Origin of the sequence: Kibdelosporangium philippinense (genome assembly GCF_021390435.2) — a bacterium.
Taxonomy (GTDB): Bacteria; Actinomycetota; Actinomycetes; order Mycobacteriales; family Pseudonocardiaceae; genus Kibdelosporangium; species Kibdelosporangium philippinense.
In genome coordinates this window covers 2,128,325-2,149,386 of the sequence record NZ_JAJVCN010000001.1, presented here as the reverse complement: position 1 = coordinate 2,149,386, position 21,062 = coordinate 2,128,325, and the positions used below count along the sequence as shown (strand labels likewise).

At 65.1% G+C, this 21,062-nt stretch carries 17 protein-coding genes and 1 pseudogene; 11 read left to right on the top strand and 7 right to left on the bottom strand.

What is annotated here, in order from left to right; all coding sequences use genetic code 11:
- Nucleotide 1 precedes the first annotated feature (1 nt).
- The 5 genes from LWC34_RS09895 to LWC34_RS09875 all read right to left on the bottom strand — a co-directional run bounded on the left by LWC34_RS09895 (nucleotide 2) and on the right by LWC34_RS09875 (nucleotide 6,611).
- On the bottom strand, nucleotides 2-1,960 hold the full coding sequence (locus LWC34_RS09895; RefSeq protein WP_233724697.1) for an ABC transporter ATP-binding protein: 1,959 nt from the start codon (nucleotides 1,958-1,960) through the stop codon (nucleotides 2-4).
- 965 nt (nucleotides 1,961-2,925) lie between these two features.
- The gene (locus LWC34_RS09890; RefSeq protein WP_233726397.1) at nucleotides 2,926-3,990 is read right to left on the bottom strand and encodes a prephenate dehydrogenase; all 1,065 of its coding nucleotides are present in this window, start codon (nucleotides 3,988-3,990) and stop codon (nucleotides 2,926-2,928) included.
- A 94-nt stretch (nucleotides 3,991-4,084) separates the two neighbouring features.
- Nucleotides 4,085-5,326, bottom strand: a complete 1,242-nt coding sequence (locus LWC34_RS09885) for a cation:proton antiporter domain-containing protein (RefSeq protein WP_233724696.1) — start codon at nucleotides 5,324-5,326, stop codon at nucleotides 4,085-4,087.
- A gap of 35 nt (nucleotides 5,327-5,361) precedes the next feature.
- Nucleotides 5,362-5,637 (bottom strand): helix-turn-helix domain-containing protein, encoded by a 276-nt coding sequence (locus LWC34_RS09880; RefSeq protein WP_233724695.1) that lies wholly within the window; start codon nucleotides 5,635-5,637, stop codon nucleotides 5,362-5,364.
- A 17-nt stretch (nucleotides 5,638-5,654) separates the two neighbouring features.
- The gene (locus LWC34_RS09875) at nucleotides 5,655-6,611 is read right to left on the bottom strand and encodes a ParB/RepB/Spo0J family partition protein (protein WP_235728790.1); all 957 of its coding nucleotides are present in this window, start codon (nucleotides 6,609-6,611) and stop codon (nucleotides 5,655-5,657) included.
- Nucleotides 6,612-7,946: 1,335 nt separating this feature from the next.
- Here LWC34_RS09875 and vanR-Sc point away from each other — a divergent pair.
- From vanR-Sc to istA, 7 genes and pseudogenes are all read left to right on the top strand, one after another.
- Complete coding sequence (gene vanR-Sc, locus LWC34_RS09870) at nucleotides 7,947-8,606, top strand: VanSc-type vancomycin resistance response regulator transcription factor VanR (RefSeq protein WP_233724693.1); 660 nt, start codon at nucleotides 7,947-7,949, stop codon at nucleotides 8,604-8,606.
- A gap of 20 nt (nucleotides 8,607-8,626) precedes the next feature.
- Entirely contained in the window at nucleotides 8,627-9,682 is a 1,056-nt protein-coding gene (locus LWC34_RS09865; protein ID WP_235728788.1) for a sensor histidine kinase, read from the top strand.
- A 231-nt stretch (nucleotides 9,683-9,913) separates the two neighbouring features.
- Nucleotides 9,914-11,542, top strand: a complete 1,629-nt coding sequence (locus tag LWC34_RS09860) for a GMC family oxidoreductase (RefSeq protein ID WP_233724691.1) — start codon at nucleotides 9,914-9,916, stop codon at nucleotides 11,540-11,542.
- A gap of 201 nt (nucleotides 11,543-11,743) precedes the next feature.
- Nucleotides 11,744-12,169, top strand: coding sequence for a tRNA (N6-threonylcarbamoyladenosine(37)-N6)-methyltransferase TrmO (tsaA, locus tag LWC34_RS09855; protein ID WP_233724690.1), 426 nt, complete (start codon nucleotides 11,744-11,746; stop codon nucleotides 12,167-12,169).
- 110 nt (nucleotides 12,170-12,279) lie between these two features.
- A complete protein-coding gene (locus LWC34_RS57970; RefSeq protein ID WP_233724689.1) occupies nucleotides 12,280-13,728 on the top strand; it encodes an Asp23/Gls24 family envelope stress response protein in 1,449 nt (482 codons plus the stop codon).
- A gap of 88 nt (nucleotides 13,729-13,816) precedes the next feature.
- Entirely contained in the window at nucleotides 13,817-14,344 is a 528-nt protein-coding gene (locus LWC34_RS09845) for an ABC transporter ATP-binding protein (protein ID WP_233724688.1), read from the top strand.
- 171 nt (nucleotides 14,345-14,515) lie between these two features.
- A pseudogene (gene istA, locus LWC34_RS09840) lies at nucleotides 14,516-15,280 on the top strand (IS21 family transposase); the annotation flags it as partial.
- Between the two features lie 9 nt (nucleotides 15,281-15,289).
- Here the strand turns inward: istA and LWC34_RS09835 are convergent.
- Entirely contained in the window at nucleotides 15,290-16,894 is a 1,605-nt protein-coding gene (locus tag LWC34_RS09835) for a recombinase family protein (RefSeq protein WP_233724687.1), read from the bottom strand.
- Nucleotides 16,895-17,080: 186 nt separating this feature from the next.
- Between LWC34_RS09835 and LWC34_RS09830 the strand changes: the two genes are divergently transcribed.
- From LWC34_RS09830 to LWC34_RS09820, 3 genes are read left to right on the top strand one after another with little or no spacing between them, the layout of a single operon-like run.
- The gene (locus tag LWC34_RS09830) at nucleotides 17,081-18,298 is read left to right on the top strand and encodes a tyrosine-type recombinase/integrase (RefSeq protein WP_233724686.1); all 1,218 of its coding nucleotides are present in this window, start codon (nucleotides 17,081-17,083) and stop codon (nucleotides 18,296-18,298) included.
- Nucleotides 18,295-19,236 carry a tyrosine-type recombinase/integrase gene (locus LWC34_RS09825; protein ID WP_233724685.1) on the top strand — a complete coding sequence of 314 codons (942 nt, stop codon included), beginning with the start codon at nucleotides 18,295-18,297 and terminating at the stop codon, nucleotides 19,234-19,236. The genes LWC34_RS09830 and LWC34_RS09825 overlap by 4 nt, the downstream gene beginning before the upstream one ends.
- Nucleotides 19,233-20,225 (top strand): tyrosine-type recombinase/integrase, encoded by a 993-nt coding sequence (locus LWC34_RS09820; RefSeq protein ID WP_233724684.1) that lies wholly within the window; start codon nucleotides 19,233-19,235, stop codon nucleotides 20,223-20,225. Before LWC34_RS09825 ends, LWC34_RS09820 begins: the two co-directional genes overlap by 4 nt.
- Here LWC34_RS09820 and LWC34_RS09815 read toward each other — a convergent pair whose 3' ends face one another.
- Nucleotides 20,226-20,786, bottom strand: a complete 561-nt coding sequence (locus LWC34_RS09815) for a recombinase family protein (RefSeq protein ID WP_233724683.1) — start codon at nucleotides 20,784-20,786, stop codon at nucleotides 20,226-20,228. It abuts the gene before it with no gap.
- Between LWC34_RS09815 and LWC34_RS09810 the strand changes: the two genes are divergently transcribed.
- Nucleotides 20,749-21,048, top strand: a complete 300-nt coding sequence (locus LWC34_RS09810) for a hypothetical protein (RefSeq protein ID WP_233724682.1) — start codon at nucleotides 20,749-20,751, stop codon at nucleotides 21,046-21,048. The two genes, LWC34_RS09815 and LWC34_RS09810, sit on opposite strands and share 38 nt — an antisense overlap.
- Nucleotides 21,049-21,062: the final 14 nt, after the last annotated feature.

The following is a 21,062-nucleotide window of genomic DNA, read 5'->3' as shown; positions in this document are numbered from 1 at the left end:
GTCATCCTCCGAAACCAATGTGGAAGACCGGTTCGGGCTCAGGCTCGATGTCCTCAAGCTCGTCCTCGATGTCCGGCTTGGCCGCATAGCGTTCTGGGTTGGCGAACTGCGTGTGGTAGAGCTCCGCGTAAAGACCGCCCGCGGCCAGCAACTCCTCGTGCGTCCCACGCTCCCTGACGCCGCCGCCGTCGATCACGAGGATCTGGTCGGCCTCACGGATCGTGGACAACCGGTGCGCGATCACCAGCGAGGTACGGCTGCGCAGGGCAGTTTTGAGCGCCCGCTGCACGGCGGCCTCGGACTCGGAGTCCAGGTGTGCGGTGGCTTCGTCGAGCACGACGATCGACGGCTCCTTCAGCAGCAGCCGCGCGATGGCCAGTCGTTGCTTCTCCCCACCGGACATGCGGTAGCCGCGATCACCGGTGACGGTGTCGAGGCCGCGCGGCAGGGATTCGATCAGGTCCCAGATCTGGGCGCCCTTGCATGCCTCGATCAGCTCGTCCTCGGTGGCGGTCGGCCGGGCGTAGAGCAGGTTTTCCCTGATCGTGTCGTGGAAAAGGTAGGCGTCCTGGCTGACCACACCGATCGCGGCACGCAGCGAGTCGAAGGTGAGGTCCTTCAGGTCGTGCCCGCCGATGCGAACGGCCCCGGAGTTCGGGTCGTACAGCCGGGAAACCAGGTGGGTGATCGTGCTCTTGCCCGCGCCGGACGGGCCGACGAGGGCGGTGAGAGTTCCGGACTTCACCTGGAAACTGATGCCACGCAAGACTTCCGCCGTCACCTCGTTGCGATCTTGCTTGGTCCGCAGTTGCTCGAGCGACGCCAGCGAGACCTCGTTCGCGGTGGGATAGCGGAATTTCACGTCGTCGAACTCGATGTCCGGCGCCACGTTCTTCTCGAGGCCGACCGCGTCGGGGCGTTCCTGGATCAGCGGCTTCAGATCAAGCAGCTCGAAGACCCTCGCGAAGCTCACCAGGACGGTCTGCGCGGTCTCCTGCAGGCCGGACAGCTGGGTGATCGGCCCGAACAACCGCACGAGCAAGGTGGCGATGGCAACGAGCGAGCCCAGCGCCAATGCCCCGTCGATCACGAGCCCGCCACCGATGCCGTAGACGAGCGCGGTGGCGACCGCGGCCATCAGCGCCATCATGGTGAAACCGAGCCTGCCCCAGATGGCGATGCTCACGCCGATCTTGCGGATCCGCTCGGATCGGTCCCTGATGTCGGCCATCTCCTCGTCAGGCCGGCCGAAGAGCTTGGAGAGCATCGCTCCCTGGACGTTGAACCGTTCCTGGAGCAGCCCGCCAAGACCGGCGTTGGCCTCCATCAGGCGTCCGGTGCGTTTCTGGATCACCCGTCCCACGTAGATCCACGGCACGACGAACAGCGGAACCAGCACCACAGTCACGATGGCGACAAGCCACGACAGCCACACCAGCTCGGCCAGCACGAGCACGACCGTCACACCGGCGGTGGCCGCCATCAGCAAGTGACCGAAACTTTGCTGTGCCATAACGAGTTCCGTGTGCAACCGGCCGACGAGAACGCCGGTCTGGGTGCGGGTGAAGAACGCGATCGGCAGTTTGCGGACGTGGTCGATCGCCTGCACCCGCAGGTCGTAGGTGACTCCCTCACCGATCCGCGCGGAGACGTAGGCCGACCACATCGAGAACAGCGCGCCAAGCACGGCGAGCATGGCGGTCAGCGCGGCCATCCAGATCACGTGCCCGAGATCGTTCTTGAGGATGCCGTTGTCGATGAGCTCCATCATCAACAACGGAGACGCGATGACGGTGGCCACCTCCAACCCGGAGACGAGCACAAAGAGCCCCGCCATGCCGATGTGCGGGCGAAAGTAGGCGAGCACTCGGCGGACCGTGCCCGAGCGGACCGTCGTCGACCATGGGTCGGGGTCGTCGTCGCTCTTGGTCGGCGCACCGAAGCGCAACACTACGTCCATACGGGCATCCCTCTCACACGCGAAACTCGGCGATCTCAATCGTGCTGAATGCGGTCGATGTCCACGAGTGCATTTCCCGTTGTGGCGCGGTCTTTTCTCACGCGCCGTTACCTGCTCGGGCACGTACGAGCAATGCCAGGAGCGTTCCGGGTACGGGCTGTGGCGGCGATGGCGTGTGCGGGCCTGTTTTCGGGCTTTGAGCACCAATGCCAGGACCTTGACCAGGTCTGTGGGCGGCCGCTTTCGAGCATCTCAAGGTCCACTAAGGACAAAAAATCGCCTCGTCAGTCACACGTGTCACACCAGCCCCACCTGCGACGGAACCTGATGCCGCGAAGGCCACCTTGACGGCACTCAACGCACCCAACTCGGCCCTCACACCCCTGAACGCCACGCGATACCCGCCCCCTCGCCCGTGCGGCCAGTCCCAGCAGCAACCCAGAACCTTCGCAGGTCAACGGCACGCGCACGCTCCAGTATCGACCAAACTCCCGAACCCTGAGTTCCTGGCATCGGCATCGAACGCGTCAAGGGAGGCCCTCACGCCTTCAACGCCAACGCCAACGCCAACGCCAGGAACTTAACCAAGTCCGTGGCCTAGCCGCTTTCGAACATCTCAAGGTCCATTAAGGACAACAAATCACCTCGTCAGCCACACCTGTAACACCAGCCCCACCTACGACTGAACCTGATGCCGCGAAGGCCACCTTGACGGCACTCAACGCAGCAAACTCGGCCCTCATACCCCTCAACACGACGCACACGCCCGGCGCCCTCACCACGGCACCCAGCCCCAGCAGCAACCCACCCGCGCCCGCCACAAACCTTCGCAGGTCAACGACTCGCACACGCCCCCAGGCATCGACCAAACCCGAACCCTCAGTTCCTGGCATCGGTACCTAACGCGTCAAGGGAGGCCCTCACGCGTCTAACTCCGCGAAGGTGGCCTTCACGGCATCCCATGGCTAACGCCCAGCGACGGGCGGCACGTGCCAGCCGTGGAACCTCAGGGCCTCGGCGAGCCGGTCTGTGTCCTGTGGACGGACGAACATCTCGGCGACACCAACCGGAAGACCGGTCGAGTGCTCGATCCGGACGTCCTCGATGTTGACGTCGGCCAGCCCGGCCGCGTTGAACAACCGGGCCAGTTCCCCTGGCCTGTCCTGCAGTACTACCTGAACCGCGACGTAATCGCGCACGGGTCCGCTGTGCTTGCCTGGAATGCGGGCGTGGCCGTCGACGCCGCGCCGCAGCAGATCCGTCACGTCATCCAGATCGCCGGACCGCAGAGCCGAGGCCGCGGCGGCGAGATCGGCCGCGATCCGCTCAAGCACCCCGGCGACCGGCTGCATGTTCCCGGAAAGAATCATCCGCCACAGCAAGGGATCCCCGGCGGCGATGCGTGTCACGTCACGCAGTCCTTGCCCCGCAAGGCCAAGCGCGACGTCGTCACCGCTCTGCAGGCTCGCCGCGACCGCCGACGACACCACGTGCGGGGCGTGCGATACCAGCGCTACGGCCAAGTCGTGCTCGTCCGCATCGACCGTGACGGCCTTCGCCCCACACGTCAACACCAGGTCCCGCGCGAGTTCGACGGCATCCGCACTCGTCTCATCGCCATGGCACAGCGCCCAGGGACGGCCAAGGAACAGATCCGCGCGGGCAGCGGCCGGGCCGGAGCGCTCACGGCCTGCGAGTGGATGGCCTGGCACGTAGGTGGTCAGGTCGCAGCCGAGCCGCTGCGCGTCGGCGATCGGATCGGCCTTGACGCTGGCCACGTCGGTGTACGCCCGTGCGACTCCTTGTTTCTGCAGATCGGCCAGCCGCTCCCCGACCAGGTGCGGTGGCACGGCGATCAGCGCGAGGTCCACGTCCTGGCCGGTCCACTCCTGGCCCGCCCCGAGTTCCCGTGCCAGCCGCACGGAGTCCGCGTCGATGTCGGAGAGGTAGACCGCCACATCCTTCTCGCGAAGGGCGAGCGCGACCGAGGTGCCGATCAGTCCGGTGCCGACAACTAGCACCTTCTGCATGGTCACCACTACTACTCCTTGTGCCGCTCAGTCGGCGGGGCGTCCAGCCGCGGAAGTTGGACACCCCCGGGATGAGCCCGGTCCATCTGGACTGTCAACTGGCAGCGGGTTGCCGCGCCTGCTCGACGGCGTGATCCCGTTCGATCACCGCGGCCGGATAGATCACGCGCAGCAGCGGTCCGGCCATGGCCGTCGTGATGACCGCCATCGCCACCATGATCGAGTACAGCGGCTGGTCCAGCATGCCAAGCTGGAGGCCGACCGTGAGAATAATCAGCTCGGTCAGGCCACGGGTGTTCATCAGGGTGGCCAGTGCGGCGGACTTGCGTGCCGGTAGGCCATGCAAACGGGCACCCACGAACGCGCCGCCGAACTTGCCGGTGATGGCGACGAGCAGCACCAGGCCGAGTTCGACGAGCCCGGTCGTACCGAGTCCGGACAGGTTCACCTTCAAGCCGGTGACGATGAAGAACACCGGCAGCAGCAGCGCCGAGTTGAACTCGCCGACCCGTTCGATGATCGTGTGCCGCAGCTTCTCCGTGCCTTCCCTCGGCACAATCACACCGAAAAGGAACGCACCGAAGATGAAGTGCAGACCGATCCACTCGGTCACCGCGCCGGAAACCAGCACACCTGCCAGCACGATCGGGAGCGTTCCCGCGCGGCTGGCCGTGAACAGCTTCCGCAGCAGCGGCCGTACCACCCACAGCATGAGGGCGATGTAGAGCGGGCCGAGCACGATCAGCCACTGTTCGGTGCCACTGGCATTGCCCGACACGACCACCACGACCGCGAGCAGGCACCACGCCAGCACGTCACCGACCGCCGCGCTTGTCAGCGCCAGCCCGCCGAGCGTCGTCTTGAGCATGCCCCGGTCCTGGAGAATCCTTGCCAGCACAGGGAACGCGGTGACCGACATGGCCGCGCCGATGAACAGCACGAAGCCGAGCCGATGCTCGGCCTGGTGGTTCACCGCCAGGTAGAACGCCAGTCCGACACCGAGGGTGAACGGCAGCACGATCGATGTGAGCGACACGGTCAGTGCGAGCTTTCCCTTGCCACGCAGCAGGGTCCGCTCAAGTTCAAGGCCGACCATGAACATGAAGATGGCCACCCCGACGTTCGCAAGTGCCGCGAGGAACGGGCGTACGTCGGTCGGGAACAGCGCGGCGGAGAAACCCTCGCCGAACAACGTCGGCCCAAGCAGGATTCCGGCGAGCACCTCACCGATCACCGCCGGTTGGTCGAACTTCCGTGCCAACGCGCCGAGCAGGCGCGCCAGCACGACGATCACCGCCAGGTCGAGCAGCAAGAAGACCACTTGGTGGGTGTTCAAGACATTCCCTTACGTCCGTGTCGCGGCATGGGCGCTCATGGGTCCTCGCGGCTCCCCGCCGACAGCGAAGGCGGCAGGGAGTCCCGGCCGGTGATTCCCAGTTTCTTGAACACGCGGGTCAAGTGCTGCTCGACGGTGCTCGGCGTGATGTACAGCCGCTCCGCGATCTCCCGGTTGACGCACCCTTGCGCGGCCAGCGCCGCCACCCGCAGTTCCGCACGGGTGAGCGGCGGAGTATCGCGTGCTGCCGAGGTCCCGCGGTCAGCGTCCTTCTGCCGTGGCAACCACACGTCACGTTGTGCCGGAGACATACCGTCAAGCCGCGCGTTCATCCCGCGGCCAGGTCGCTCGCCCGGTTGTCCAGGCGGTCGGCGAACTCCGCCCACACCCGGGCGTGATCCCTGGCGAACCCGGCGACCGTGCTGCACAGATGCGGCGGGACGTTGTGCAGGACCCGCCCCCATTCCTGGCCGTCAATGGAGTGCATCGCGAACATCCGCAACAAGGTCCGGCCGGTCTCGGTCAACCGCAGCGCGGGATCGGCCTTCAGACGTTCGAGCATGGCGAGCCGGTCGCGGTCGACGACGCGGCCGAAGTCAGGCTCGCTCCAGCGCAGTGGCTGCGGCTTTGCCTGCAGTCGCCTGCTGCCGTCCGGCGTCGGGCTTTCGCCGCGCTCCAACCGGCCGCGCACATCCCTGACCGTCTCCGGCGAGATACCGACCTGCTTGGCCACCTGCCGCAGTGAAAGTCCCGGGTCACTGCGGATCAGTTCGGCGGCGAGCCGTCGGCCCTCGGAACCGTCGACCGGACGGATGCGCCCATCGCGCCCGATCCTGGCCTCGTTTCCATTTTCTCCGCCGCGCCTGCGCAAGTCAGCGACCGTGCCAGCGGAGATACCGGTCACCGAGGCCACTCGCCGGTCCGACCACTGCGGGTGCGTCCCGATGATCTGGACAGCCGCGTGCTTGCGATCGGTCAGCGACAGCGGCAGACCGTGCCGGATGTTCGCTTCGACGGCCAGTACGAAGGCGTCCGATTCGGTACCGTCGACCAGCCTTGCCAGTATTTTCGAATCGCCCCTTAAACGCGCGGCCTTCAGCCTGTGCAGGCCGTCGATCACCTGCATCGTCGGCCGGTGCACGAGGATGGGCGGGAGATCTCCTTCTGCCGACAGCAGCATCTCGACGTGCTCCGGATCCTCACCAGAGGTGCGTGGCGAGTACGCGGAAGACAGCCGCGACACTTCGATTTCGACGACCGGGAGAGCGACAAGGTCATCTCTCATCGGATCCACTTAGCCCCCAAACCAAATTGGATCTCTTATTCGTCCATTTTGCGCAGCACAGAACACGGCGTCACAGCCGCTCGCTCGATCTACGCTGATCGTGCAAATCAGACTTAATTGTCTTTCCGCACAGGCAAACCTGTACGTCTTCCCCAGTTAAAGGGTGAAAGGCGAACCAGAAGTTCCCGTCAAATGTCGACGTCTGCAATACTTACCGAATTGCAGAATGCCTCGCAGCCAGCATTCGAACGACCCCGGTTTGGCATTGGCCTTTCATCGACATGCTAAGGGAGATCATATACCAGATCCACCCCCCCTATTCCGGACAGCGACGTCCGCATGCCGGTTACCACGGACTGCCGATACAGTGTGGCGGACACCACACCGTCCAACTGCCCGGTGTCTGCGGTTGGACACCCGGAACCCGTCAACACGGACATCCTCCGCAGCGAGGATTTTGTTGAATGTTAACGAAAGTCCCGGATACCCGCGAGGGTCGCCCACGGACGCCGATGCGACCGTCAGCCAACCGCGAGTGGACGGTCCGGCGAAGCTCAGCACCATCTCGTGCGCCCGGCAAACCGGCCGGACCCGGCCCGGTGGTTGTGCCGATTGGAATCTCGGCGGCCCGATGGCCGCGAGTCACCGTCGCGCCTCTAGTCCCCAGTGAGTGCACACTGGTCAGCATGTCACGGCCAATCGTTGTTGGCAATTAATACACTTCGACATTGCACCGACCAGATGATCATGGTATCCGCCGCGCCGGAATCCCGGCCATCATCCAGGAAGGCCCCCTGATTCGCAGGTCCCGGCCGATTCAAGATCTACTGAAATGCGCGCCGGTAATGCGTGCTTCCTAACAACTGAGCGCTCACCACCGCTAGGCCGATCAGGTGAATTCAGGGTTTGGGACAGGCGATCAAGAACCCGTGACGAAGATCGTTGATTGCCGGAACATGCAATCTGGCCGGTGTTGCCGAGGACACCTCGGTGGCGGTGTTCGCCGTATTCGTCGTTCCTGGGTTCGATCGTCCGGAATGGCGTGCGGCATTTCAATGGGCCGATCGAAAGAAGCCGGAGGCGGGACGCACGTGTGGTTGCGAGGCCCTTGTGCGTCCCACCTTCGGATCGCCGGCCTCGATCTCGGGTTTGGGGGTGCCCGATCATGCGCGCCGGCAGATGCCTGCCGGGCCCGGCAGGCAGGTAAGCAGAATCCGATGTCTACAGTCAACGCGGCACAGTGTTGCCAGCATGTATCCGGTTTTCGATACGCCGACGACATGTGTCAAGCCGTACCATCCCAGCGCGTGCGTACTGATCTCGTAGCATCGGGCCATGCGCGTGTTGATCGTCGAGGACGAACCCTATCTGGCCGAAGCCATCCGCGACGGTCTGCGCCTTGAAGCGATCGCTGCCGACACCGCCGGTGACGGCGACACCGCGCTGGAACTGCTGAGTGTCAACGCATACGACATAGCCGTGCTCGACCGTGACATCCCCGGCCCCTCCGGCGACGAGATCGCCAAGCGCATCGTCGCCTCCGGTAGCGGCATGCCGATCCTCATGCTCACAGCGGCCGACCGCCTCGACGACAAGGCAACAGGATTCGGCCTCGGCGCGGACGACTACCTCACAAAACCCTTCGAACTCCAGGAACTGGTGCTCCGCCTCAGAGCACTGGACCGCAGACGCGCGTACAACCGGCCGCCCGTGCGGGAAATCGCTGGCCTGCGGCTGGATCCGTTCCGCAGGGAGGTTTACCGCGACGGCCGGTACGTGGCACTGACCAGGAAGCAGTTCGCCGTGCTCGAAGTTCTCGTCGCCGCGGAAGGCGGTGTGATCAGCGCGGAAGAGTTGCTGCGGCGGGCGTGGGATGAGAATGCCGACCCGTTCACCAACGCCGTACGTATCACGGTCTCCGCACTGCGCAAGCGTCTCGGCGAACCTTGGCTGATCGCCACCGTGCCAGGTGTCGGCTACCGCATCGGAAGTTGAAGGTGGCCAGGCCACCAGGGTTGAGTGTTCGTCTCAAACTAACCCTCAGCTACGCCGGATTCCTGATGGTCGCGGGTGTCCCACTGGTGGTTACGGTGTGGGCGTTGCTGCGCAGCTACCTACCCGATGTCGCGGCCATCCCCGGAGGGATCCTGATCCGCTCGGACCTCATGCGCGACTTCGCGTCGGTCGCGGGCACGGTGTTGGCCTGCCTGCTGGTCATCGGGCTGTTGGGCGGGTGGCTGCTCGCAGGCCGGATGCTCGCACCTCTTACTCGTATCACGGACGCCACCCGCATGGCCGCGACCGGCTCACTGTCCCACCGGATCCGACTGGAAGGCCGTGCGGACGAATTCCGCGAACTGGCCGACGCCTTCGACGCCATGTTGGCCCAACTCGAAGCCCACGTTGCCGGACAGCAGCGGTTCGCAGCCAACGCATCGCACGAACTGCGCACCCCGCTCGCGATCTCACAGACCCTTCTCGACGTCGCCCGAAACGATCCAGCACACGACCGCGGCGAACTGCTCGACCGCCTGCACGCGGTGAACGTCAGGGCGATCGACCTCACCGAAGCACTACTCCTGCTCAGCCGAGCAGAGGAGAGGTCCTTCAGCCGAGCACCCGTGGATCTCTCGCTGCTGATGGAAGAAGCCACCGAGACCCTGCTCCCACTGGCGGAGAAGCGTGGTGTCCGAATCCACACCTCCGGCGAAATCACCCCAGCCACCGGCTCGCAAGCGCTCCTGCTGCAACTGACAACAAACCTGCTGCACAACGCGATCGTGCACAACCTGCCCGACCAAGGCACGGTGTGGATCAGAACAGCGGCGCATCCCGACACCGCGGTACTGACGGTGGAGAACAGCGGCGAAGAACTCTCCGCTGAGTTGGTCTCGACCCTGACCGAGCCATTTCAACGTGGCACGGAACGAATCCGCAACGACCACGCGGGCGTCGGCCTCGGCCTGGCGATCGTCAAGAGCATCACGCAAGTGCACGGCGGAACCCTCACCATCGTGCCGCGCCAAGCGGGCGGACTCCGGATCACAGTAGAACTCCCCACACAGGACTGACTGGCGGCGGCAGCCATCCCCCGGCGCGCCCCAATCACCCATAGCCATCCCTCGGCACAACCCAAACAACCGCCACAGTCACCGCCACAAGCCAAACACCCACAGCCACCCCTTAACCCACCAGCTGCTCGCAGCCCACATGATTGCGAAACCGAGCCGCGACGCTATACCGTGAGGCCAGAAGTAGAACAGGTTACAGTTTTGCCTGGCTGGCCGGAGCGAGGAGCGGACATGGCGAACAGGGTGCCGCGCGGCGACGAGGCCGACTACATTGTCGTCGGCTCGGGCAGCTCGGGAGCCGCGATCGCGGGCCGGCTGGCGGAATCCGGCGCGAGCGTGATCGTCCTCGAAGCGGGCAAAACCGACGAGAAGCTGCTGATCCGCAAGCCAGGACTGGTCGGCCCGATGCACGCGGTGCCCCAGCTCAAGAAGCTCAACGACTGGGGCTACTACTCCGTGCCACAGAAGCACCTCCTCGACCGCCGGATGCCGGTACCGCGCGGCAAGGTGGTCGGTGGTTCGAGTTCGGTCAACGGGATGGTCTACGTCCGCGGCAACCGTGCCAACTTCGACTCATGGGCCGCAGAGGGCAACACCGGCTGGGACGCGGACAGCGTGAACGCCGCGTACAAACGGATGGAGGACTTCGAGGACGACGAGAACGCGTTTCGGGGCGCGGGCGGGCCGATCCGGGTCACCCGCAACAAAAGCCCGGAAGAGGGCGCGTTGCAGTTCATCGACGCCACAGCCGAAACGATCGGCTGCAAGATCCTCGACGACTACAACGCCGAGTCGCAAGAAGGCGTCAGCCGGATGCAGCAGAACGCGGCCGCGGGCCTGCGCTACAGCGCCTCACGCGGCTACATCCACCACCTCGCTCCCCCAACGCTTCAACTGCAGTCCGGTGTACTGGTCAAGAAGGTGATCATCGAGAACGGCCGCGCGACCGGTGTCGAAGTCGTCGACGCCGACGGCACCCACCGAACTCTCCGCGCAGGCAAGGAAGTCATCCTCTCCGCCGGGTTCGTCGGATCCGCACAGCTGCTCATGCTGTCGGGCATCGGCCACGCCGAGCACCTCAAGAGCCACGGCATCGAGGTGATCGTGGACCTCCCGGTCGGCGACAACCTGCACGACCACATGTTCCACGCGCTGACGTTCCACGTAACGTCGAGCCGCAACACCGGAACCGCGCCGTACTTCGCGCGCGGCCTGGTCAAAGAATTGCTCCGGCCCGGCACGACATTCTTGGCGAACTCGGTCTTCGAAGCGGTGGCGTTCCTCAAGACGTCCAAAGCCGACACGATCCCCGACTTGCAGTTGCATCTCCTGCCGTGGGCTTACGTGTCACCAAACCAGGACGCGCCGATCCGGCACGACGTCGACAAGCGCACCTCGCTCACGGTCCTGACGACACTGATATATCCGAAGAGCCGCGGCACGTTGCGACTCGCCTCCGCGGCCCCCACGGCGGCGCCGCTGATCGACTTCCAGTACCTTGCCGACCCCGCCGACCTCGAAGTACTCGGCGAAGGCTCGGAGATGGTCCGCGAGATCTTCGCGTCAAAAGCCTTCAAAGGTGCGGTCAAAGCGGAGATCCACCCAGGCACGCAGCTGCGGGGCCAGGAGCTGCGCGACGCGATCCTCAACCGGGCGACGTCGGTCTACCACGGCGTCGGCACCTGCCGGATGGGCGTCGACGAGCTCGCTGTCGTCCGCCCTGACCTCAAAGTGCGTGGTGTGGAAGGACTTCGGGTCTGCGATGCCTCGATCATGCCGTCGATCACCGGCGGTAATACCAACGCGCCCTGCATCATGATCGGCGAGATGGGCGCACAATTCATCCTCTCGGACAGCTGACCGGAGGAAGACGGCGGGTTCCGGTCGATCAATAGTTCAGCGGTGCCCCGGTCCGCAATTGTAGAAATAGGTACTGGTTCCCGTGCACGGAATCTCATCGCCGCTCGTGCCAAGATCAGTTTGGTTCCACCATCAACGGCCGCCCGTTTCGAGTGCGTCCCCGCCGCCGGGAATTGACGATCCGCGCCTAGTATGACCGGCATGACGAACGACTATCGGATTGTCCCAATAGGACACGTCGAATCATCGCTGACAGATCCGTCGGACGCACCGAAACAAGGGAAAGAGGGAGCGCCGGACGCATGGCTGGTGTTTTCCCCTGAGGTGGCGGCAGGTATCCGCGACCTCAAAGCTGGAACCGCGGTCCTCGTACTGACGTGGCTGCACAAGGCCGACCGCGATGTGCTGGAGGTGCACCCACGCGACGATCCCGGCAACCCGCTGACGGGAGTGTTCAGTACCCGGTCAGCGGACCGCCCGAACCCGATCGGACTGCATCTGGTGAATGTCAGGCAGATCGACGGTCTCCGGGTGCGAGTGGGTCGGATCGAAGCCGTCGACGGCACGCCGGTGATCGACGTGAAGCCCGTGCTGGAGGCCGAGGTGTCTCAACCAGAACATGGTTGAGACACAGGGAAATCTCGAAAGTGGCCCCGGTGATCTGCGTCACGAACGAGCCCCTATCATGACGCGCACTCCCTTCCCCGAACCCATCGCTCTCGAAAGGGGAACTCCCCGTGCCCGAGCTCATCAACTCCCTCTTCGGCCGAAACAAGACAGCCGCAGCGACCCCCGCCCCCACCCAGACCGACACAGCGCCAGCAGCGGGCGCGGACATAGTCGTCACGGACGAAGCCCTTGGCGCCAACGCGATCGAAGTCAAGCCAGTAGACACTGAGACGGTCGAAGCATCGGACGAAGCCACCACCGAAAGCACTGACGCGGACCACTCAGACGAAGCCACCACAGAGCTCGCGGAAGAAGAAGCAACCGCGGAAGTTGCCGACGAAGACACCGAGAGCGCGGAAGCCACCGACGAAGACAGCGACACCGCCGAGGACATCGAGGCCGAAGAAGACGCTGCGGTAGCCACGGAGACCGAGTCGGAAGACGCCGAAGAAGAGTCCCCAGTCGCCACCGAGGCCGAGCCGGAAGACGCGGACGAAGCCACCGCAAACGACGACCTCACCGAAGAAGCAGCCACCGAGGTCGCCAACGAGGACACCGAAAACACAGAAGCCACCGACACCGACGACACGCCGGAAGCCACCGACGAAGACGGCGAGCCCACCACCGCCGAGGCTGAAGAAGACACCGAGAGCGTCACCGCCGAGACAGCAGAAGAAGGCGCGGCAGCCAGCGAAACCGAAGCCGACGAAGCCACCACGGACGAAGACCTCGCACCAGAAGCAGCCGTCGAAGACGACAACGAAGACACTGAGCTCGTCTCGTCCGACGTCGAGGAAGACACCGCAGTAGCCACCGAGACTGACGACGACCACAGCGAACCCGCCACCGCCGAGACCGAAGAAGACACCGCGGCAGCCACGGAAGCCGACGCCGACGACTCCGAAGAAGCCACCGCAAACGACGACCTCACCGAAGAAGCGGCCGCCGAAGCAATCAGCGAAGACACCGACAGCGCAGACGCGCCGGAAGCCACCGACGCCGAAGACGCACCGGAAGCCACCGCAGCCACCGATGAAGACAGTGCGGCAGCCGCCGCCGATGAGGCCAGCGAGCCTGCCTCTGCTGAAGCCGCAGCCGAAACCGAAGTCCCAGCTGTAGCCGAAGCCGAAGCCGAGGTCCCAGCTGTAGCCGAAACCGAGGCGGCTGAAGTCGATCAGCCTGCGCTGGTCGCGGTGCCGGTTGCGGCCGAGAACCGGCCAGCCGCGGGCTCTCGCGGCAACATCACGGTTGGCGAAGGTGTAGTCGGCAAGGTCGTGACGGTCGTCGCGGCCAAGATCGACGGCGTGCACAGCCTTGCTGACCAAGGTATCTCGGTTGACGTTGTCGACGATGTCGCCACGATCAAGCTGTCCTTGGTTATCGAGTTCGGGCACGCGATCAAGGCTCTCGCCGAGCAGATTCGCACCGAGGTGATCGACGCGGTCGAGCAGTTCCTTGGCCTCGACGTGGCCGCGGTCGACGTCCACGTCAGCGACATCCACATCCCGACTGCCTGACGACTGCGGGACTAGGCCTTGACGGCCAAGGCCTAGTCCCGGAAGTCACCCTTGCCTACCACATACCGAGTATGCATACTCGGTATGTATGTCCATCCTTGAGTTACGTGACGCGCACCGGACCCACGGCCGAGGCGAAACCGAGGTCCACGCGCTAAAAGGCGTCACGTTGACGGTCAACGCGGGTGAACTGGTCGCGGTGATGGGGCCGTCCGGATCGGGCAAGTCGACCCTGCTCAACCTGGCCGGCGGATTGGATCGGCCGTCCAAAGGCGAAGTCGCCATCGACGGAACCCTGCTTGGCGACTGCGGCAAGCGCGAACTCGCAGCCCTTCGCCGCCGCCGAGTCGGTTACGTCTTCCAGGACCTGAACCTGCTTGCCAGCCTCACCGCGGCGGAAAACGTGGCGTTGCCGCTGGAACTCGACGGCACGAGCCCGCGGCAGGCCCGCGGTCAGGCACGAACAGCACTGTCCGAAGTGGACCTTGAGGGCCACGGGGAACGATTTCCCGACGAACTGTCCGGCGGCCAGCAGCAGCGGGTGGCGATCGCCCGCGCGCTCGTCGGCGATCGCCGGCTCGTACTGGCCGACGAACCAACCTGTCGGCGATCATGAAATTCCCCACCAAAGCTGGGTTTGCGATCACGTAATTCCCCACCTGTGGCGTCACGTAATTCCCCACCCGATTGGGTGACGGCGTGTACGTCGTGGATCTGGCCATGACGTTGCAGACTGCTCTGTTACCCGCGTGTGGCGAGGGAGCCCATGGCGAGAAGGACGTTTGACGTGGTCGATGTGACCGAGATCTTGATCCACTGGTATGCGGGACGCTCGAAGCTGGAGCTGTCCGCGAGTCTGGGTGTGGATCGCAAGACGATCAGGAAGTACCTCGAGCCCGCGGAGGCTGAAGGCATCGTGCCGGGCGGACCGCCGATCAGCGCCGATCAGTGGGCGGAGAAGGTGCAGGTGTGGTTCCCGCAGCTGGCGGACACCCGGTTGCGGCAGGTGACGTGGCCGGAGATCGCGAAGCACCATGACTACATCAAGTCGATGCTGGGTGTGGTCACGATGTCCACGATCCATCAGCGGTTGGTGTCCGAGCGGGGCTTGGACGCCTCGGTGGCGTCGTTGCGCCGGTATGTGCGGGCGAACCTGCCTGAGGAGAACCGGCGTGCGCAGGTGACGGTGTTGCGGGAGGACCCGCCGGTGGGTGAGGAGGCCCAGATCGACTACGGCCATCTCGGTTCCTGGATCGACCCAGGAACGGGCCGAGGACGCAAGGTCTGGGCGTTCGTGATGGTGCTGGCTATGTCGCGGCACATGTTCGTGCGGCCGGTGTTGACGATGGACCAGCGGTCCTGGACCGCGTCGCATGTTGCGGCGTTCGAGTTCTTCGGTGGGGTGCCACGCCGGTTGGTGCCGGACAACCTGCGGACTGGGGTGGACAAGCCGGATCTCTACGACCCGAAGATCAACCGGTCGTATGCCGAGTTGGGTGTCCATTATGGAACGTTGATCGATCCGGCGCGGGCGGTGAAACCGAAGGACAAACAGTTGGCATCAGACTGCGCTCCTTGTGGTTGATGTGGTGGTTGTTTCGGTGGGTGGGGCTGGTTTGCGGGGTGGTCGTCCGCGTCGTGGGCGGGCGATGTCGGGGCTGGGGAGTTGGTAGAGGTATTCGTTCTTGTCGTTGGCTCGGCGGCCGGTGAGCAGCCCTTGGTTGCGCCAGGTTTTGACGGTGCTGGTGCCGACTCCGAGGTGGCGTGCGATGTCGTTGAGGGTGAGCAGTCCTTCGTCGCGCAGGCGCTGGGTGTGGCTGCGTAGGTGGTAGGCCTTTCCGTTTTGGCGGATGAGCCGGGCGTGCAAGGGCTGGCCGGTGCCGCTGACCATGCCCTTGCTGGTGAGGATGGCGGCGATCTCGGAGTCGGTGTGTTCCTCCAGCAGGGTGTCGATCGCCGAGACCACTTCGGTCGGAGTCTGGCGGATTTGCCATGAGGCCAACGGGAGCGGCAATGTCAGGGTGTGGTCCTGGCCTCCTCGGAGTCTGATGTGGACGGTGATGTTGTCGGTTCGGGCGAGGGTGATGTCGGTCAGCAGCAGGCGGGCGATGCGTTTGCGTTCCCGCATTGGGGTGGCCGGGTTGTTCCAGAGTGCGGGGAAGTCTGCGGCCAGTGCGGTGACGGCGTCGCGCTGTGTTTGGCTCAGTGGACCGGTTTGCCCGGTGCGGGCGCGTTGATAGGTGTCGGTGGCTTCGTTGAGTTCGCGCAGTGTGGCGTTCCAGGCGGCTTCGAGTTGGTCGGCGACCAGCCGGTTGGCGGGGTCGACCGCGAGGTAGCGGCGGCGGGCCAGGTCTGCGTGGTATTGGGCGCGCTTCACGGCGGTGGCGCGGATGCGGTCAGCCTCGTCGGCTCGGGCGGTGAGCTCGTCGGCGACCGCGAGGGCGGTTTCCAGCGCCAGCGGAGTGACAGTGTCGAGGAGAAACCGGCTCACCGCGGCGTCGATCCCGGCGCCGGGGATGCGTTGGCAGATCATCTTTCCGTGCTGGATGCCCTCGGATTGGCAGACGTATTCGGGGACGTGGTTGCCTTTGCGGGTGTGGTAGCGCACGGTCATCCGGCCGCCGCACTTGCCGCAGATCACCAGTCCTTGCAGCAGGGCGGGGCCTTCGCGGGGTGGGCTGGCGCGGCGGTCGTTGCCGTGGGCGGTGGCGTTGGCGGCCAGGCGGGCCTGGTTGGCCTCGAACTGTTCCCAGCTGATGTAGCCGGGATGGGAGTCGGTGATCAGCACCGTCCACTCCTCACGCGGCAGGAGACGAGTGGTCGTCGTGCCGCCGGGGCCGCGGCCGTGCGTGTGACGGCCGTAGAAGAACGCACCGGCGTAACGCGGGTTGTGCAGTACTTGCAGGACGCGGGAGTGCTGAAGCTGGCCCCAGACCAGCTCGCCCTTGCGCGGGCCTGTTTTCAGTCTGCGGGGGAACAGCAGACTGTCGGCGGTGAATGCCTTGACCACGGCCAGCGCTGAGCCGGTGGCGGTGAACGTGCTGAACACGCGCGCCACCGGCCCCTGGACACTGGCATCGGGGTCGAGCACGACGTTGCCGACGGGGTCATAGACCAGGCCGACCGGCAGCGGCTGGACCAGTTCGCCGCGTCGGGCCTTGGACAACACCCCGCCCCGCAACCGCGCTTTGAGGAAATGCAGTTCAGCTTCCTATGCGAACCCGTCCGTTATGCCGACCTGGCGGGGGAAGTTGTTTGCTCCCAGCAAAATCTGGCTACCAAGTTCGGCGTAATCAGCGTCCTTGATCAGCGTCTCCTTTTCGCTCAACACCTTGATGGAGAGGAGAAGGTCATGACGACAGTTCCGTGTTGGGCTCGGGTGTGCCTACCGTTAGCTCCTTATGCTGATGGTTACCGGGCTGAGCTGGAGCGATTGGGTTACACGCCGCTGACCGCGGCGGCGCATGTGCGGTTGATGGCGCACCTGAGCCGATGGCTGGCTCGGGAGGGTCTGGAGACGTCGGAGTTGACCCCCGCGACGGTGGATACCTACTTCGTTTACCGCCGCGCGGCCGGCTACGTCAACGAGCGCACCGCACGAGCGCTGCGGCCGCTGGTGGGCTACCTGCAGCATCTGGGGGTGGTTTCAGCGTGGGTCCCTGCGGCCGCGACAACCCCGGTGGAGCAGTTACTGGTCCGCTATCGCGACTACCTCACCACTGAGCGAGGACTGGCCCAAACGACGGTCGCGCTGAATGTGCGCCTGGTACAACCGTTCCTGCTAGAGAGGGCGAACAAGACCGAAGATGACGTTGATCTGGAGCGCTTGACCGCGGGTGAGGTGGCCGCGTTCGTGGTGGTGCAGTGTCGGAAGCGGCCTCGGTCTGCTCAGCGGATCGTGACGGCTCTCCGGTCCCTGCTTACGTTTCTGTATCTGGAAGGTGTCATCGACCAGCCGCTGGCCACAGCCGTGCCTTCGGTAGCGGGCTGGACGCTGAGAGGTCTGCCTCAAGCGCTGGAAGCCGACCAGGTGGTCGCGTTGCTGGCCTCGTGTGATCAGCAGACCTCGACAGGGCGGCGGGATCTGGCGATCCTCACGTTGCTGTTTCGGCTCGGGCTGCGCGCTGGTGAAGTCGCCGCGTTGGGATTAGACGACATCGACTGGCGACTCGGTGAGATCACGGTGTGGGGCAAGGGTAATCGGCGTGATCGGATGCCGCTGCCGGCTGATGTCGGGGAGAAGATCGTCGCCTATCTGCGCAACGGACGCCCTGCCGCTGCCCAGGGCCGGACGGTGTTCGTTCGTGCGCAGGCTCCGTATCGGGCGTTGAGCACCGGCGCTGTCACGACTGCGGTGGCCTCCGCGGGCCGACGGGCTGGTATTGGCGTGGTGCACGCTCATCGGCTGCGGCACTCGGCGGCCACCGCCATGCTGCGTGGAGGTGGCTCGCTGAGCGACATCGGCCAAGCTCTACGACATGTTCGCCCGCTGACCACCGCGATTTACGCGAAGGTTGATACCGAGGCGCTACGGGCACTGGCCCGGCCTTGGCCAGGTGAGGCGGCATGACACAGTCACGTCCCCCGCTGCGCCGCGCGCTCGCGGACTACTTGGATTTGCGTCGCGCTGTGGGTTTCCGCTTGGCCAACGCCGGCCGCTTGCTGGGTCAGTTCGTCGACTACCTCGAACACGACGGCATCGACACCATCACCACCGAGAACGCGTTGGCCTGGGCGACGCTACCCGCTGGGACATCCCTGCATTGGCTGGCGATCCGCGTCAGCGTGGTGCGCGGCTTCGCCGCCTACCTGCACAGCCTTGACCCCTGTGTGGAGGTTCCGCCGGCCGGGGTGATCCACGCCGTGGGGCCCTGCCGGGCTACTCCGTACTTGTATTCCGAGGCTGAGATCCGGTCACTCATCCAGGCCGCGGCCATGCTGCGTCCGCGCCTTCGGGCCGCCACCTACCAAAGCCTGATCAGCCTGCTGGCGATCAGCGGCCTGCGGATCAGTGAAGCGATCGCCCTTGATGACGAGGATCTCGACGTCGAGCACGAATTGCTGATGGTGCGTGACACCAAGTTCGGCAAACACCGCCTGGTTCCCTTGCACCCCAGCGCGATGCGAGCCCTGACCCGCTATCGACAGTGTCGGCAGGAACGGCTGCCACGACCGGCCAGCCCAGCACTGTTGCTCTCCAGCAGGGGGACACGGTTGCTACACAGCAACATCAGCCTTGTCTTCGCCCGCCTGGCCGAGGGGTGCGGGATCACACGCCGCTCAGCGTCCTGCCGGCCACGAATCCACGACCTCCGGCACAGTTTTGCGGTCGCGACCGTGCTGGACTGGTACCGCCAGGGCGCCGACATCCCGGCCATGATGCCCAGGCTGTCGACCTACCTGGGCCACACCGACCCGAAACACACATTTTGGTACCTCTCTGCCGCACCGGAACTGATGGCCCTGGCCGGGCAGCGCCTGGCCGAACACCTGGCAGGTGGCGCATGAGCGGCACTCTGGCCCCGACCCTGCAAGCATTCTTCACCGACCGACTGGCCCGGCAACGCCAGGCCAGCGGCCACACGATCGCCGCCTACCGCGACACCGCCAAGCTATTGCTGATCTTCACCGAGAAACAGACCGGCAAACAACCCTCCACTATGGACATCACCGATCTGGACGCTCCGCTGATCGGCGCGTTCCTGACCCATCTGGAAACCGACCGCGGCAACAGCGTCCGCACCCGCAACGCCCGACTGGCAGCCATCCACTCGCTGTTCCGCTACGCAGCGCTGCACCATCCCGACCAGGCCGCGGTCATCCAGCGGGTCCTGGCAATCCCACCCAAACGGTTCGACCGCACCCTGATCACCTACCTCACCGAGGACGAGATCACCGCGCTGCTGGCCGCCCCGGACCCGAGCAACTGGACCGGACGCCGCGACCACGCCCTGCTCATGCTGGCCTGCCAGACCGGGCTGCGCGCCACCGAACTCACCCGCCTGAGGATCAGTGATCTCCACCTGGGCACCGGCGCGCACGTCAGTTGTCTGGGCAAGGGCAGAAAACAGCGGATTACCCCACTCACCGCTGGCGCCGTCATGGTGCTTCGTGCCTGGCTTGCCGAACGCGCTGGTTTGCCTGCCGACCCGTTGTTTCCGACCCGCCGCGGCGGCCCCATGAGCCGGGATGCCTTGCAGCGCCGGGTTTCCATACATGCAGCCACTGCAGCGCGATCCTGTCCCACCTTGGGTGAGAAGAAGATCTCACCTCACGTCCTGCGGCACTCCGCCGCGATGCGGCTGCTCCACGCCGGTGTTGACATCTCCGTCATCGCGTTGTGGATGGGACACGAAAACACGGCCACCACGCAGGTTTACATCCATGCCGATCTTGCACTCAAGGAGCGGGCGTTGGCCCGAACCGCACCCCGCGACGCACCACCAGGCCGCTACCAACCCCCCGACACCATCCTCGCGTTCCTCAACGGTCTGTGACTATAACGAACTTGGTAGCCAGATTTTGCTGGGAGCAAACAACTTCCCCCGCCAGGTCGGCATAACGGACGGGTTCGCATAGGAAGCTTTATGTGGACGTCCACATAAGGCCTCCGACATTGTCCCTTTGAGACCGAGCAGGAGCCGGTCGTTGAAGTTCGCCGGGTCATAAAGGCCGTCCTCGTCCAGGATGAGGGTGCCAGCCAGCGCGCAGATCTCCAGTAACCGGTGCCAGTCGGTGTTGTTGCGGACCAGCCGGGAAACTTCCAACCCGAGCACGATCCCGGCGTGTCCCATGCCGACATCGGCGACCAGTCGCTGGAACCCTTCCCGGTCCGCGGCTGAGGCGCCGGACTGGCCCTGGTCGGTATCGATGACGATGATCTGCGACTCGGCCCAGCCGAGTGCGACCGCCCGGCCGCGCAGCGCGTACTGCCGCGCGGTCGACTCGGTGTTGGACAGGACCTGTTTCAGCGTGGATTGACGGACATAGAGGTAGGCGTCACGCCGCAGGTGCTCGTGGGTGACCTTGCCCGCCGCGCTGGCGGCGCTGGTGTTCACAGTCTTCTCCTTGATCGCGTGCGGGGTGATCGTGTTCGGGCCGCAGCGCTGCCAGTGCCATGCCGGCCAACACCCGCACCAGTTCGGTGGCATGGCCGGTCAGCGCGGCCGTCGTCGGGGCGGGGCGAGGTTCTGGATCCTGTTGTGCGGCAACGGGAATCTGTTGTTGCGCCGTGGTCCAGGCAGCCATGCCGCGGCCGGTCAGCACGCCCCAGCCCAGCCGCCATCCCTCGCCGTGGCCGGACAGCACCGCCGCGCGTAGTTCTTCGTATCGCG